15 protein-coding genes are annotated in these 14,237 nt (G+C 61.0%); 13 read left to right on the forward strand and 2 right to left on the reverse strand.

Going from position 1 to position 14,237, the window contains the following annotated elements; genetic code table 11:
- The first annotated feature begins 18 nt into the window (after positions 1 to 18).
- From ACP3TE_RS12645 to ACP3TE_RS12685, 9 genes are all read left to right on the forward strand, one after another.
- A complete protein-coding gene (locus tag ACP3TE_RS12645) occupies positions 19 to 1,485 on the forward strand; it encodes an amino acid ABC transporter substrate-binding protein/permease (RefSeq protein ID WP_402734699.1) in 1,467 nt (488 codons plus the stop codon).
- Positions 1,482 to 2,237 (forward strand): amino acid ABC transporter ATP-binding protein, encoded by a 756-nt coding sequence (locus tag ACP3TE_RS12650; protein ID WP_105656927.1) that lies wholly within the window; start codon positions 1,482 to 1,484, stop codon positions 2,235 to 2,237. Before ACP3TE_RS12645 ends, ACP3TE_RS12650 begins: the two co-directional genes overlap by 4 nt.
- 195 nt (positions 2,238 to 2,432) lie before the next feature.
- Complete coding sequence (locus ACP3TE_RS12655; RefSeq protein ID WP_426733785.1) at positions 2,433 to 2,882, forward strand: DoxX family protein; 450 nt, start codon at positions 2,433 to 2,435, stop codon at positions 2,880 to 2,882.
- 141 nt (positions 2,883 to 3,023) lie between these two features.
- Entirely contained in the window at positions 3,024 to 4,010 is a 987-nt protein-coding gene (gene paaA / locus ACP3TE_RS12660; RefSeq protein ID WP_105656925.1) for a 1,2-phenylacetyl-CoA epoxidase subunit PaaA, read from the forward strand.
- Position 4,011: 1 nt separating this feature from the next.
- A complete protein-coding gene (paaB, locus tag ACP3TE_RS12665; RefSeq protein ID WP_105656924.1) occupies positions 4,012 to 4,302 on the forward strand; it encodes a 1,2-phenylacetyl-CoA epoxidase subunit PaaB in 291 nt (96 codons plus the stop codon).
- On the forward strand, positions 4,299 to 5,159 hold the full coding sequence (gene paaC, locus ACP3TE_RS12670) for a 1,2-phenylacetyl-CoA epoxidase subunit PaaC (protein WP_426733788.1): 861 nt from the start codon (positions 4,299 to 4,301) through the stop codon (positions 5,157 to 5,159). The genes paaB and paaC overlap by 4 nt, the downstream gene beginning before the upstream one ends.
- Positions 5,160 to 5,196: 37 nt before the next feature.
- Complete coding sequence (gene paaD, locus ACP3TE_RS12675; protein WP_332489069.1) at positions 5,197 to 5,694, forward strand: 1,2-phenylacetyl-CoA epoxidase subunit PaaD; 498 nt, start codon at positions 5,197 to 5,199, stop codon at positions 5,692 to 5,694.
- Positions 5,691 to 6,851: a 1,2-phenylacetyl-CoA epoxidase subunit PaaE gene (gene paaE, locus ACP3TE_RS12680; RefSeq protein ID WP_426733790.1), complete on the forward strand. Its 1,161-nt coding sequence runs from the start codon at positions 5,691 to 5,693 to the stop codon at positions 6,849 to 6,851. Before paaD ends, paaE begins: the two co-directional genes overlap by 4 nt.
- An 18-nt stretch (positions 6,852 to 6,869) precedes the next feature.
- Positions 6,870 to 7,655: an enoyl-CoA hydratase/isomerase family protein gene (locus tag ACP3TE_RS12685; protein WP_105656921.1), complete on the forward strand. Its 786-nt coding sequence runs from the start codon at positions 6,870 to 6,872 to the stop codon at positions 7,653 to 7,655.
- Between the two features lie 76 nt (positions 7,656 to 7,731).
- Here the strand turns inward: ACP3TE_RS12685 and ACP3TE_RS12690 are convergent, their stop codons facing one another.
- Positions 7,732 to 8,184 carry an Lrp/AsnC family transcriptional regulator gene (locus ACP3TE_RS12690; RefSeq protein ID WP_013349765.1) on the reverse strand — a complete coding sequence of 151 codons (453 nt, stop codon included), beginning with the start codon at positions 8,182 to 8,184 and terminating at the stop codon, positions 7,732 to 7,734.
- Between the two features lie 226 nt (positions 8,185 to 8,410).
- Between ACP3TE_RS12690 and pdhA the strand changes: the two genes are divergently transcribed.
- The 4 genes from pdhA to ACP3TE_RS12710 all read left to right on the forward strand — a co-directional run bounded on the left by pdhA (position 8,411) and on the right by ACP3TE_RS12710 (position 13,328).
- Positions 8,411 to 9,574 carry a pyruvate dehydrogenase (acetyl-transferring) E1 component subunit alpha gene (gene pdhA / locus ACP3TE_RS12695; RefSeq protein WP_426733793.1) on the forward strand — a complete coding sequence of 388 codons (1,164 nt, stop codon included), beginning with the start codon at positions 8,411 to 8,413 and terminating at the stop codon, positions 9,572 to 9,574.
- A gap of 1 nt (position 9,575) precedes the next feature.
- Entirely contained in the window at positions 9,576 to 10,658 is a 1,083-nt protein-coding gene (locus ACP3TE_RS12700) for an alpha-ketoacid dehydrogenase subunit beta (protein ID WP_105656918.1), read from the forward strand.
- On the forward strand, positions 10,659 to 12,068 hold the full coding sequence (locus ACP3TE_RS12705; RefSeq protein ID WP_400342014.1) for a dihydrolipoamide acetyltransferase family protein: 1,410 nt from the start codon (positions 10,659 to 10,661) through the stop codon (positions 12,066 to 12,068). It abuts the gene before it with no gap.
- A gap of 234 nt (positions 12,069 to 12,302) precedes the next feature.
- Positions 12,303 to 13,328 carry a hypothetical protein gene (locus ACP3TE_RS12710; protein WP_402695874.1) on the forward strand — a complete coding sequence of 342 codons (1,026 nt, stop codon included), beginning with the start codon at positions 12,303 to 12,305 and terminating at the stop codon, positions 13,326 to 13,328.
- Between the two features lie 25 nt (positions 13,329 to 13,353).
- On the opposite strand, the gene ACP3TE_RS12715 is transcribed toward ACP3TE_RS12710, so the two are convergent.
- Positions 13,354 to 14,217 carry a phosphatase PAP2 family protein gene (locus tag ACP3TE_RS12715; RefSeq protein WP_105656915.1) on the reverse strand — a complete coding sequence of 288 codons (864 nt, stop codon included), beginning with the start codon at positions 14,215 to 14,217 and terminating at the stop codon, positions 13,354 to 13,356.
- Positions 14,218 to 14,237 lie beyond the last annotated feature (20 nt).

The raw sequence follows: 14,237 nt of genomic DNA on the forward strand, positions 1-14,237 counted from the left end.
CGAGAAAGCGATACATCAGTGGAAAAGAAAAGAACAGCTGCCCCCACAGGGCGCCTGGCCCGATGGATAGCCGCGGCTGCCATCGGTTTGATGGCCCTGGTCGTCGGGGCACCCTCGGCCGTGGCCCAAGGCAGTGAAAGCGTCGAGGGCCAGACCTACGTCATCGGCACGGATACGACTTTCGCGCCCTTCGAGTTCCGCCAGAACGGCGAACTGACCGGTATCGACATGGATCTTCTGCGCGCCATTGCCGAAGACCAGGGTTTTGAAGTCGAGATCAGGTCCCTGGGCTTCAATGCGGCTTTGGCCGCCCTTTCCTCCAACCAGGTGGATGGCGTGATCGCCGGCATGTCGATTACCGACGAGCGCAAGGAGATCTACGACTTCTCCGAGCCGTACTTCGAGTCCGGCGTGCAGATGGCTGTCGCTGCCGGCAATGACGAGATCACCGGTTACGAGGACTTGAAAGGCAAGACCGTTGTCGCCAAGACCGGCGCCGAGGGCGAAAGCTATGCAAAGTCCATCGCCGAGGAGTACGGCTTCGAGGTCAAGTCCTTGGACCAGTCGGCCACCATGTACGAATCGGTCAAGGCCGGTTCTGCAGTTGCCGTCTTCGACGACTACCCGGTGCTGGCCTACGGCATTGCCCAGGGCAATGGCCTGAAGACCGTCACCGACAAGGTCCCGGGCGGTTCCTATGGCTTCGCCGTGAACAAGGGCGAGAACACCGCGCTGCTGGCAGCGTTCAACGACGGCTTGGCCGAGCTGAAGGCCAACGGCGAGTACCAGCAGATCCTGGACTCCTACCTTGCCGACCCGACCGCAGCGGCGCCAAGCAACTTCTTCGACCTGCTGGTCAAGTCCATTCCCGCATTGATGACCGGTCTGTGGCACACCCTGCTGGTGACCGCGATTTCCTTCGCCATTGCCATGGCATTGGGCCTGGTCTTCGGCTTCATGAAGATCTCCGGGAACATCGTGCTGCGCGGCATCGCCACGACCTTCGTGAACATCTTCCGCGGCACCCCGTTGCTGCTCTGGGCCTTCATGTTCTACTTCGGCCTGCCGCAGCTGACCGGCTGGGAGATCAGCGTCTGGACCGCAGGCGTGCTGACGCTGTCGCTGAACGCCGGTGCCTATGTCGCCGAAATCGTTCGCGGCGGTATCCAGTCGGTGGATCCAGGGCAACTTGAAGCATCCCGTTCGCTGGGCCTGGGCTATGGCAAGTCGATGCAGAAGGTCGTGATCCCGCAGGCTTTCAAGATGATGACCCCGTCGCTGATCAACCAGTTGATCATCAGCCTGAAGGACTCCTCGTTGCTGCTGGCTATCGGCTTCACCGAGCTGCTCTACCAGGGCCAGCAGATCTACGCGGCGAACTTCCGTGTCACTGAGACGCTGCTGATCGTGGGCATTATCTACTTCATTGCCATTATGGCGCTGACCAAATTGGCAAATTATGCCGATCGGAGGTTCAACAAGTGAGCACCGTAACCGAGCAAAGCTCCAACGTGAAGATCCAGGTCAAGGACTTGCACAAGTCCTTTGGCTCCAACAATGTCCTCAAGGGCATCGACATGGATGTCCGCGAAGGCGAGGTGGTGTGCGTGATCGGCCCTTCCGGGTCCGGCAAGTCCACCTTGCTGCGTTGCCTCAACAAGCTTGAGGACATTACCTCGGGCAAGGTGGTTGTCGATGGCTTTGATGTCACCGACCCCAAGGTGGACATCAATGAGGTGCGCCGCCATGTAGGCATGGTGTTCCAGCACTTCAACCTGTTCCCGCATATGAGCGTGGCAGAGAACATCATGCTGGCGCCGGTCGAGCTCAAGAAGATGAGCAAGGCGGAAGGCCGGGAGCGCGCACTTGAGCTGCTGGAACGCGTGGGCTTGCGCGAGAAGGCCAACGCCCGTCCGGCCTCGCTCTCTGGCGGCCAGAAGCAGCGTGTGGCCATCGCCCGCGCGCTTGCCATGGCCCCGGGCATCATGCTCTTCGACGAGGCTACCAGCGCTCTTGACCCGGAGATGGTCGGCGAAGTGCTGCAGGTTATCAAGGAGCTGGCCGACACCGGCATGACCATGGTTCTGGTGACCCACGAGATGGGCTTTGCGCGCGAAGTCGCTGACCGCGTGGTCTTCATGGCTGATGGTGTTGTCTGCGAGCAGGGTGCGCCCGAACAGCTGTTCGGCAACCCGCAGCAGGCGCGTACCCAGGACTTCTTGTCCAAGGTTCTCTGAGCCGTACCGCCAAGCCAGCGGAAAACCGTGCTGTCCACGACCAGATGAAACTGGTTGCGGGCAGCACGGTTTTTTCGTGACGAAGCTTACGGGACAAAAACCTTCATATGCTTGAAGGTTCAACTTATCCCCTTGTAGGGTTGGAGCAGTAGCCACACGGGATCTTCCCGTGCCCCAATCCCTAGGAGTTAAAATATGTCCGCTCTGGAAAACAACCCGGGCCTGCAGACCGCTGCGCGTACCCTGCTTCGCTTGGCCTTCGGCTTCCTCTTCCTGGCTCATGGCTGGCAGAAATACTTCCAGTTCACCATCGAGAGCACCACTGCGGCCTTTGGCCAGATGGGTGTTCCTGCTGCCGGTTTGATTGCTCCAGTGGCGGCAACCCTGGAGATCGCCGGCGGCGCCGCGATCATCCTTGGCCTGCTGACCCGCGTCTTCGCTGGCCTGCTGGGCCTGCAGATGATTGCCGCCCTGTTCATGGTTCATGCCTCAGGTGGCGTGTTCGTGGAAAATGGCGGCTTCGAGCTTGTCCTGGCACTGGCTGCCGGCGCGCTGGCACTGCTCTTGACTGGCCCAGGCCGCATCTCGCTTGATGCGCTGATATTCAAGGGCAAGAACTCGGAAAAGGCGCTGGCTAACGCCTGATCCCCAGCTTCAAGGAAACCCCGGGAATTCTTTCCCGGGGTTTTGTTGTGCCTGGAGGGGGTTGGTGTTGACGTGATCGAGCGCACTCTGACATACTGAACGAACGGTCAGTATGTAATTTGTTTTCGATGAGGTGAACCCATGGCCCCGACCACACCGCAGGAGCCGGGACTGAGTGCCGTCCCGAGCTACGAAGAAGAGCAGTCCCAAGCGCGTTTCGACGCCTTGATCGATCAGGACTCCCGCGTCGAGCCACGCGACTGGATGCCTGAGAAGTACCGCAAGACCCTCAGCCGCCAGATCTCCCAGCACGCGCACTCCGAAATCATCGGCATGCAGCCTGAGGCCAACTGGATCACCCGTGCTCCCTCGCTGAAGCGCAAGTCCATTCTGATGGCCAAGGTGCAGGATGAAGCCGGGCACGGGCTCTACCTCTACTCGGCTGCCGAGACCCTGGGCACCACCCGCGACGAGTACAACGAGCAGCTGCTCTCCGGCAAGGCCAAGTACTCCTCGATCTTCAACTACCCTGCACGCACCTGGGCGGATATGGGTGCTATCGGCTGGCTGGTCGATGGTGCGGCCATCGCCAACCAGGTTCCGCTGTGCCGCGCCTCCTACGGCCCTTACGGCCGTGCGATGGTGCGCGTGTGCAAGGAAGAATCCTTCCACCAGCGCCAGGGCTTCGAAATCCTGCTCTCGCTCTCCCGCGGCACCGAGGCGCAGAAGAAGATGGCCCAGGACGCCATCAACCGCTTCTACGAACCCTCGCTGATGATGTTCGGTCCGCCAGATGACCAGTCGCCGAACTCCCAGCAGTCCATGGCCTGGAAGATCAAGCGTTTCTCCAATGACGAACTGCGCCAGCGCTTCGTTGGCATGATCGCCGAGCAGGTCAAGGTCCTTGGCCTGACCCTGCCGGATCCCCAGCTGCACTTCGATGAAGAAAAGAAGCAGTGGATCCACAAGGATTTGAACTGGGATGAATTCATGGCAGTGATCAAGGGCAACGGCCCGGCCAACGCGCAGCGGCTGGAACGCCGCCGTGAAGCGCACCGCGAAGGTGCCTGGGTCCGAGAAGCAGCCGCAGCATACGCAGCAAAACAAGCACGAAGTGAGGTCGCCTAGCATGAGCCAACAGAGCAATTGGCCCCTGTGGGAAGTATTCGTCCGTTCGTCCCGAGGACTCTCGCACGTCCACGCCGGATCCCTGCATGCACCGGATCAGCAGATGGCACTGCGCAACGCCCGCGATCTGTACACCCGCCGCAATGAAGGCGTCTCGCTATGGGTCGTAAAGTCCTCGGACATCATCAGCTCCGACCCCGGTGAAAAGGATTCCTTCTTCGAATCCCCGCAGGGCAAGGACTACCGCCACGCGACCTATTACAAGGCCAGCGAGGGAGTGAAGCACCTGTGAAGCACGAAGAACTCGACGAAGCGCTCGATAGCTTCGGCGACGCGCTGGCCTCGGCCACCCGCGTCACCCCGGGCAATGCCCTGCGTCCGGAGGACATCGCCATAGACGGCGTCAAGCCAAGCGAAGAGGTCGCGCGCTACGCGCTGACCCTGGGCGACGATGCCCTGATCCTGGCGCAGCGCATGTCGCACTGGATTTCCCGCGCTCCGGAACTGGAAGAAGATGTTGCCCTGGGCAATATCGCCCTGGATATCCTGGGCCACGCCCGCTCGTTCCTGACCTACGCCGGACTGGCCTGGGGCAAGACCGAAGACGAATTGGCCTACTGGCGCGAGGAAGAAGAATTCACTTCGCTGTGGATTGTCGAACAGCCTAACGGCCACTTCGGCGTGACGATCATCCGCCAGCTGATCGTTTCGATCTTCCAGAACCTGCTCTACAAGCAGCTGGCGCAGTCCAAGGACGAAACCCTGGCCGCCATCTCGGCCAAGGCAGTCAAGGAAGTTGACTACCACCGCGACCACGCCATCCAGTGGACCATCCGCCTGGGCCTGGGGACCGAGGAATCAGCGTCCAGGATGCGCCATGCCCTGGAAATCCTCTGGCCGTACGTCGATGAGATGTTCCGCGATGAGGAAGTCCACCAGGACCTTGCGGGCATCGCCGTGCTGCCCTCCACCCTGCGCGTTGCATGGGATGAAGAAATCACTGCGGTACTGGCCGACGCCGGACTGGAGATTCCTGCTACCGGACAGGCCATGGCCTACGGACGCCGCGGCGAGCATTCGGAGCACCTGGGCTACCTGCTGGCGGAGATGCAAGTTCTCGCCCGCAAGCATCCCGGTGCCAGCTGGTAACTACGCAACATTTTTGCCCGAAAAGGGGGAAGCAGTCTTGAGCAAGACGATCGCTGGCGCCAAGGACCTGTTCGCTATCGCCTCCCAGGTGACCGACCCGGAAATTCCGGTGCTATCCATCGCGGACCTGGGAATCCTGCGCGAGGTGGACATGGCCGAGGACGGAACCGTGCAGGTAGTCATCACCCCGACCTATTCAGGTTGCCCGGCGATGGATGCCATCAATGGCGACCTGTACACCGCTTTCGCAGACGCCGGATATGAAAAGGTTGACGTCAAGCTGGTACTGAGCCCGGCGTGGTCAACGGACTGGATGACCGCGGAAGGCAAGGCCAAGCTCGAAGAGTACGGGATTGCCCCACCGACCGGCCAGGGCCACGCAGGTCGCGTCACCCTGGGCATGAGCGTGAAATGCCCGCGGTGCCACTCGCTGAACACCCGGGAGTTGGCCCGCTTCGCCTCGACTTCCTGCAAGGCGCTCTACACCTGCAAAGACTGCTTGGAACCCTTCGACTACTTCAAGGTGCTCTCATGACCGAAAAAACCACTCCCACCCGACGCCGGGCATCCTTCCATCGGCTCACCGTCTCGAACGTGCGCCGGTTGACCAAGGACTCAATTGAAGTCAGCTTCGCCATCCCTGGCGACTTGAGCGAGGAATACGACTACGTCGCAGGCCAGTACGTGGCGTTGCGCAAGGAAATCCCCAACGCCGAAGGCGCGCTGGTCGAACTGCGCCGTTCGTACTCGATCTGCGCCGCCCCGACGGGCGACGAGATCAAGGTGGCGATCAAGCGCGACCTGGGCGGCCTGTTCTCCACCTGGGCCAACGAGTCCCTGGCCGCAGGGGACCAGATCGATGTGATGAGCCCTGCCGGCGCTTTCATCTCCAAGCACAAGCTCACCCAGATCAATAACCCGTCGACCATCGACACCAAAGCGCAGGACCGTTTCGTGGCCGTCGCCGCCGGCTCGGGCATTACCCCGGTGCTGGCCATTGCCCGCACGATCCTCGAAGCCAATGAGCACACCCGCTTCGACCTGATCTACGCGAACAAGGCCGCCATGGACGTCATGTTCCTGGAGGAACTGGCCGACCTGAAGGACCGCTACACATCCCGGCTGGCACTGCACCACGTGCTCAGCCGCGAACAGCGCATTTCGCCGTTGCTTTCGGGCCGCATCGACGCCGAGAAGCTCACCACGCTGCTGACCAGCGTGGTCCAGGCACCGAATGTTGACGAGTGGTTCCTTTGCGGCCCATTCGAGCTCGTCCAGTTGGTCCGCGACCAGCTGGCCAGCTTGGACGTTCCCGCCGAGAAGGTCCGTTTCGAGCTATTCACCACCGGCGAGCCGACGAAGCCGCAAGGGCATATCGGCCGTCCCGTGGTGGCGGACGAGAATGAGGAAAGCTACGAGATCAGCTTCAACCTCGACGGCCTGAAGGGCGAGGTCAAGTCGCCGGTGCGGGCCAACGAAACCGTGCTGAACGCTGCCTTGCGCGTGCGTCCGGATGTGCCGTTCGCTTGCGCTGGCGGCGTGTGCGGCACCTGCCGTGCCAAGGTCACCTGCGGTACGGTCACCATGGCCGAGAACTACGCGCTGGAACCCGACGAAGTCGAAGCCGGCTACGTACTGACCTGCCAGTCGCACCCAACCAGCGAAAAGCTGAGCGTCGACTTCGACGCCTAGAAAGGCCAGGACGGATCCATGATCGAACTGACGATTGAAGATTCCATCGCGCGGGTGGTGCTCAACGCTCCACAGAAGATGAACTCGCTGGATGAAGCTGCCTTGGCGCAGCTCTCGGAAGCCTATGACAAAGCGGCCGCCGCAGTGGCTGCGGGCACCGTGCGCGCGCTGGTACTGACCGGCGAGGGACGCGGATTCTGCGCAGGTCGCGACATCTCCGGGGTAGATCCCGCGGACGATGACGTGATCGGCTATCTTGACGGCAAGGTCCAGCCGCTGCTGGAAAAGATGTCCAGCTTCCCTGCGCCAACCTTCGCGCTGGTGCAGGGTGCCTGCCTGGGCGTGGGATTGGGGCTGGCGATCGCTACCGACGTAGTCTACGTGGCAGAGAATGCCAAGATCGGCTCGCCGTTCGCGAACCTCGGTGCCACCTTGGACTCGGGCGGGCACTGGCTGTTCACCGAGCGTCTCGGGGCACACCGCACGCTGGATCTGATTTACACCGCCGAACTGATCTCCGGTGCTGAAGCGGTGCGTTCGGGATTGTTCTCGCGTGCGTTCGCGCCCGGGGAACTGGTGGAGCGCAGCGAAGAAATCATTGCCAAGGTAGCCCAGGGTGCAACTCAGGCATTCGTCGCTTCCAAGCAGCTGGTCAAGGAAATTCGTGACCAGCGTGCGGGACTGTGGGAATCGATGCGTACCGAGAACCGGGCGCAGGCAGCCCTGTGCGACACCGCTGACTACGCCGAAGGTTTCAAGTCCTTCCAGGAGAAGCGCAAGCCGGTGTTCACCGGCCAGAAGTAGTTTCCCAGCAGACACGAGAAGAGCACCTGGAAATGGTATCCAGGTGCTCTTCTCGTGTCTTCCGGTGAATCACTGCCTATCGGGTATCGGTGTCTTCGAAGATCAGCAGGGTCTGCGTATCCAGGACCGTTGGCAAAGACTGCAATTGCTCGAAGACCACGCGGCGCAGATCCAGATTGTCCTTGGCTCGCACCAGCAGGATCACATCGAAATTGCCTCCGACCAAGCCCACATGATGCACCTCGGGAATGGACGCCAAGTGATCGCGCAGTTCGCGCCAGGAATGCTGGCGGAGTTTCAAAGTCACGTAGGCGCTGGCCTTGAGCCCTGCCTTCACCGGATCAATCACCGCCGTATAACGAGTGATCACCCCGGCATCTTGGAGCTTTGCGATACGGGAATAGGCGTGGGCACGCGATACATGCACCTTTTGTGCCACGGTGGTGACCGACTGGCGCCCGTCGCTGGTTAGCTCAGCGAGGATCGCATGGTCGACATCATCGAGTTTTAACTCCGCTTCCGCGGCCATTGGTACTCCTTGTTGACGTGTCGGACGTCTCTGTTCCAAACACAATCTATCGAAACTTTTCGTCTACGAGTATAAGGATACCAATCGCAACTTTCCACGATTCCACGCCGGACTGGATACAGAATGCCACGCATACCCATAATTGATTGCAAATGATGTTTAGGTGAAGTGAGTCACAAGCAGTTGTGCTCATGGACCGAGCCAGAACCACGAAAGGTGGGAGAACATGAGCACTGAAGCGCATGCAGATCGCATCTCTGATGTCAGCAAGAAATTCGGGATTACCCCCGAAGACTACATGCTGCCAGCACGCCACATGATCAACCTGTTGAACCCGGACGGAACCCTGCGCCCAGAGGACCAGCAGGGCACTGAACCTGGCCACGAGTACCCGCTGCCAAGCCCGGCGCGGCTGCTGGAAGCCTATGCGGCGCTGGTCACCGGCCGCCGCGTCAACGACCAGAACTCCGCACTGGTCCGCCAGGGCCGCATGGCTGTCTACCCCTCCAGCCACGGGCAGGAAGCCTGCCAAATCGCAGCAGCCCTGTGCCTGGGCGAGAACGACTGGCTTTTCCCAACCTACCGCGACACGGTAGCGGTGCTGACCAAGGGCGTAGCCCCGATGGAAGTCATGACCAGCTTCCGCGGCGAATGGCACTGCGGCTATGACCCGAAGGCGTATAACTGCGCACCGATGTCCACCCCGCTCACGACCCAGCTGCTGCACGCAGTGGGTGTCGCCCACGCTGCCAAGCTGCGCGGCGAAGACACCGTAGTGGTGGCCATGTGCGGCGATGGCGCCACCAGCGAGGGCGACTTCCACGAAGCGCTGAACTTCGCCGCGGTCTTCAACCTTCCGGTGATCTTCTTCGTGCAGAACAACAAGTACGCCATCTCGGTTCCGCTCTCGCAGCAAAGTGCCGCCCCGTCCCTGGCCCACAAGGCTGTTGGCTACGGCATGGCCGGCGAGCGCGTGGATGGCAACGACCTGATGGCCTTGATGGCAATCATGACCCGTGCGGTGCGCATGGCCCGCGAAGGCAATGGCCCGCTGCTGATCGAGGCCCACACCTACCGCATGCAGGCGCACACCAACGCAGATGACGACAAGCGCTACCGCGAGGACTCCGAGGTCCAGGAATGGATCGCCAAGGATCCGGTGACCCGCATGAAGGCGTACCTGGACGATGCCGGGCTCTTGACCGATAGCACCGTCGCCAAGATCACCGCAGACGCCGAGTCGGTCGCCAAGACCTTGCGTGATGGCATGAACCAGGAAGCCAACACCGATCCACGTGAGCTGTTCGAGCACGTGTACTCGGCCAAGACCCCGCAGCTGGCTGAACAGCAATCCATGCTCGTCGACGAACTAGACCGTGAGGAGGCCTAGGATGACTGCTACTACTTCGCGCTTGAACCCGAACGTCAGCGCTGCCACCGCACGAGCCGCAGCCAAGGCCGCCAATGAGCACCAGCCGGTGACCTTCGGCAAGGCCTTGAATACCGCCCTGGCTGATTCGCTGGTTGCCGACAACTCGGTAGTGATCTTCGGCGAGGATGTGGGAACCCTTGGCGGCGTTTTCCGCATCACCGACGGGCTGACCGCACGCTTTGGTTCCGAACGCTGCTTTGACACCCCGCTGGCCGAATCCGGCATTGTCGGCATGGCCGTGGGCATGGCCATCAACGGCATGCGACCGGTTATCGAGATGCAGTTCGATGCATTCGCCTACCCGGCGTTCGAGCAGATCGCTTCGCATGTCGCCAAAATGCGCAACCGAACCCAGGGCAAGCTGAACCTGCCGATGGTCATCCGCATTCCGTACGCCGGCGGCGTGGGCGGCGTGGAGCACCACTGCGATTCCTCGGAAGCCTACTATGCCCACACTCCAGGGCTGAAGGTCTTCACGCCCTCGTGCGTAGAGGATGCCTACCTGATGCTGCGCGAAGCCATCGATTCGGATGATCCGGTGGTCTTCTTCGAGCCGAAGAAGCTGTACTGGTCCAAGGAGCAGGTGGACTTGGCGCAGCTGGCCGAGCAGTACGAGGCCAAGAAGAGCGCTAGGACCGAGGGCCAGGCGCGCATCGCCCGTCCGGGCAGCGATGCCACGCTGATTACCTATGGTCCAAGCGTTTCCACCGCATTGGAAGCTGCCAAGTTGGCAGCCGAGGAAGGCATCAGCCTGGAAGTTCTCGACATCCGGAGCATTGTGCCCTTCGATGACGAGACCGTCTGCGCATCGGTGCGCAAGACCGGACGCGCTATCGTGGTTGCCGAAGCCCAGGGCTTCGCCTCGGTAGCCAGTGAAATCGTGGCCCGGGTGCAGGAGCGCTGCTTCCACTCGTTGGCCGCTCCAGTGCTTCGCGTGACCGGATTCGACATTCCATACCCGGCCCCAACGCTGGAAAAGTTCCATCTTCCAAGCGCCGAACGCATTCTCGACGCGGTTGACCAGCTTCAGTGGGAGGCGTAAATGAGCATCAAGACTTTTCTCTTGCCAGACCTTGGCGAAGGCCTGACCGAAGCCGAGCTGGTGCGCTGGATGGTTGCCGCCGGTGACGTTGTCGCAGTTGACCAGCCCATAGCGGAGGTGGAAACCGCGAAGTCGCTGGTGGAGATCCCTTGCCCGTTTGAAGGCGTAGTCTCGACCCTGCATGGGGACGCCGGCCAGATGATGCTGGTGGATGAGCCTTTCATCTCCGTGAACACCGGCGGCGAAGAAGCTGAAGTGCCTGAAGCCGAACGTGCGCAGTCCTACCGCGAGGAAGAGCGTGCTGGCACCCAGGTACCTGCCGAAGAATCAGCAGAAGCCGATGAGGGTAGCGGCAACGTGCTCATTGGCTACGGCACTTCCTCTGCCCAGCGCAAGACCAGCCGTCGGCGCAAGCCGCGCGGCGGGGTAGCCGCGCCAGCGGCACAGGCACCGGCCGAAGCGGCCCGCGTGATCAACCCGCTGGTACGCAAACTGGCGCGGGATAACGCCTTGGATATCACAACGGTTCGAGGCTCTGGTCCAGAGGGGCTGATTCTGCGCACCGACGTGGAAGCCGCCTTGTCGGCTGATGCGGGGCTGCCTGCAGCTGCGGCGGCCGCTGCCCCGGCAGCACCGACCCCGGCTTCCGCAGCCGCGGTGCCCGCTGCACCAGCCCAGGCTGGCGAGGCGGATTCGAAGACCGGCCTGCCGGTCGCATCTTCCCAGGTGCTCTCGGGCGTGCGCAAGACCATCGCCACCGCGATGAGCACTTCGCGCCGCGAGATCCCCGAGGCTACCGTGTGGGTGGATGTCGATGTCACCAAGCTGCTGAAGCTGCGATCGAAGATCAAGGAAGCCGAAGGCCAAGCTCCAAGCGTCATGGCACTGATCTCCCGTTTCGCGGTGGCCGGCTTGCGGCGCTTCCCTGAACTGAACAGCCGCATTGAGGCTGAAGCTGATGGGGGCTTGCGCCATACCCTCTTCGAGGGCGTGAACCTCGGGTTCGCAGCCCAGACCGATCGCGGCCTGGTTGTGCCAAATGTGCGCAACGCCCACAAGCTGAACGCCAAGGAACTGTCAGCCGAGTTCGCTCGACTGGCTACGGTGGCCCGCGAGGGCAAGGCCGGTGTCGCCGACCTGTCCGGCAGCACCTTCACCATCAATAACTACGGCGTGTTCAATGTTGATGGCTCCGCGGCCATCATCAACTACCCGGAAGCGGCCATTCTGGGGCTGGGGCGCATCATCGAGAAGCCGTGGGTGGTCAATGGCAAGATCAAGGTCCGTTCCATCTGCGAGATGACACTGAGCTTTGACCACCGGGTCTGCGATGGCGGAACCGCTGCCGGCTTCATGCGCTATGTTGCCGACGCGATGACGGATCCAAAGACTGCGCTGGCTTCGCTCTAGCGCCTACTGTGCGCAGTGCTCGCTCTCAAGAGTGATCTTGATGCCCGTCGAACCTCACGAGGATTGACGGGCATCACCCTTTTTGCTGATATTTCATCTATGTTCGATCATTTATCAGCATGTCAAATATAGGTTGCTAGAATTGAACCAATTATTATTTCTATGATGGAAATATGTTGGGTTGCTTTCCAGCCGCTTATGACGCGGGCTAGGCAGCAGGAACAGGGGATTGAGATGTCAACAGCGGGGACCGGAATCAAGAACCGGCCATTCATCTACCTGCTGCTCCTGCTACCGACGGCCATTGTGCTGGGCGCCTACGCCCTGCTCGCCGGCAAACTGCCGGAAATGACCGCCACTCACTGGAGTTCGACCTATCCGGACGAGTTTACCCGCACCGCGGTGTTTGTTCCCGTCTGCATCGGGCTATGCATTCTTGGTGCCATCACCGGAGTGATTTCCTTGGCGCTGCGCCGCAAACCGGCACTGCTCATGGTGCTGCTCTTCGCCGGCGGGTTGCTCTCCTGGAGTGCAGCTGGCGTATTCGTCGGCTCGGCGGTGCCTACAGCGCTCGCCGAGACACCTGAAACCGCAGTGCTGGGCGGCATGATGGTTGTGCTGATTGCCTGCTCGCTGCTGGGCATTGCGCCACTGTGGGTCAGCGGCATCTACCAGCAATACACCAGGCAATCCGTTGAGGCCCGCCAGGCACGAAGTGATGCAGCGCAGGGCATCCAGCGGCCTGTTGCGGCGGGGACACCAGTCATGGCACGGCAAGAATTCAATCAAACGATGGCAGCACCGTGGTGGACGTGGCTGCTATGCCTGGTGGTGTTCGTGGCGCTTTTCATTGCTGTTGCGTTGCCGCTGCTGACCGGTGACAGCCAAGATGGCGACTGGGTGGGCTTCATCGTTGCCATGACCCTGTCGGCCGTGGCGTGCGTATCGATTCTGGGTTTGATCTGGATTCGGGTATCGATCAGCGGTGATCGCTTCCGGGTATCATCAGCGGTCTTGGGGTTCCCGATGCGAACCATCAAAATCGACGAAATTGAATCTGCGACCAGCGAAAAGATCGTTCCCATGATGTGGGGAGGCTGGGGCTGGCGAATCATTCCAGGCGGTTCGGCCATCGTGATGAAAGAACACGAAGGCCTCGTTTTCGAACTCAAGAACAAGAAGCGTTTCGCCGTGACCATCCCGGAATCGCAGCAAGCCGCAGACTTGCTCAATGCCCGTATGGCCTGCGGGAAACAGTAGCGAATAACGTTTCTGGGCCTGCGCCCTACTTATTGAAGGTGCGCATGGGCCCGATAACCACCGAGCGCAGCACCAAGCCGGATACCAGCGAAGCGGCCACGACATGGATGATCCCCAATGCCGCGTAGACCAATTGCAGGAACTCCGGGATCTTCTGGATATGCGGGTGCGGCAGGAGGAACGAGAGCCCGATTACCGCAGCCCAGACAACCAGGCTGCCGGCCCCAACTTTCCTCGACCAGGTGCCCTTTGGCAGTTCATGGCTCAGCGGCTGGATGCGCTGGAGCACGACCGAGGCCAAGACCATCCAGAATCCGGCCACCACGAAACCAGCTGCAATGTCACTTGGACGGTGCCAACCGCAGATCAAAGTGGCCACCCCGGTCACCGTCGCGAACAACCACGCGATCGGCTGGACTACCGGACGCAGTTTCGGTGGTGAAACCAGGTACATCAGTCCCATTGCGGCGGCAGCGGCGGTGGTGTGTCCTGAGGGAAAAGAATTTCCTGTGGTGCCGAAGTTGAAATCCGGGCGCGACAAGATCTCGTGCTTGAGCAATTGCGTGCTGCCCGCTGCGGCTGCGGCCGCGATGACCGCCACGATGGCCCGCAGGAAGCGCCGGTCTCGAATCACGCGATACAGCAGGAAAACTGCCGCAATGATGCCGCAGATTGCCGGCAAGAGATTCAGGAATTCACGGATCGGATTAATCAGGTCCGTCCGGGGCCACCATTGCGACCACGCTATGAATCCAGCCTGATCGGCCCATTGCCCCACACGCTGCTGGACGAAAAATACGTATTCGAGGCAGAACAGCGAAATCAGCAACAGCAGAGCCCACCACCACCTGATATGGTGCGGGCGCGCGGATGCTGGATTGCGAGGCATATCTCTAGGGTGTCATATCC

Origin of the sequence: Glutamicibacter sp. 2E12, from assembly GCF_050030965.1 — a bacterium.
Classification (GTDB): Bacteria; Actinomycetota; Actinomycetes; order Actinomycetales; family Micrococcaceae; genus Glutamicibacter.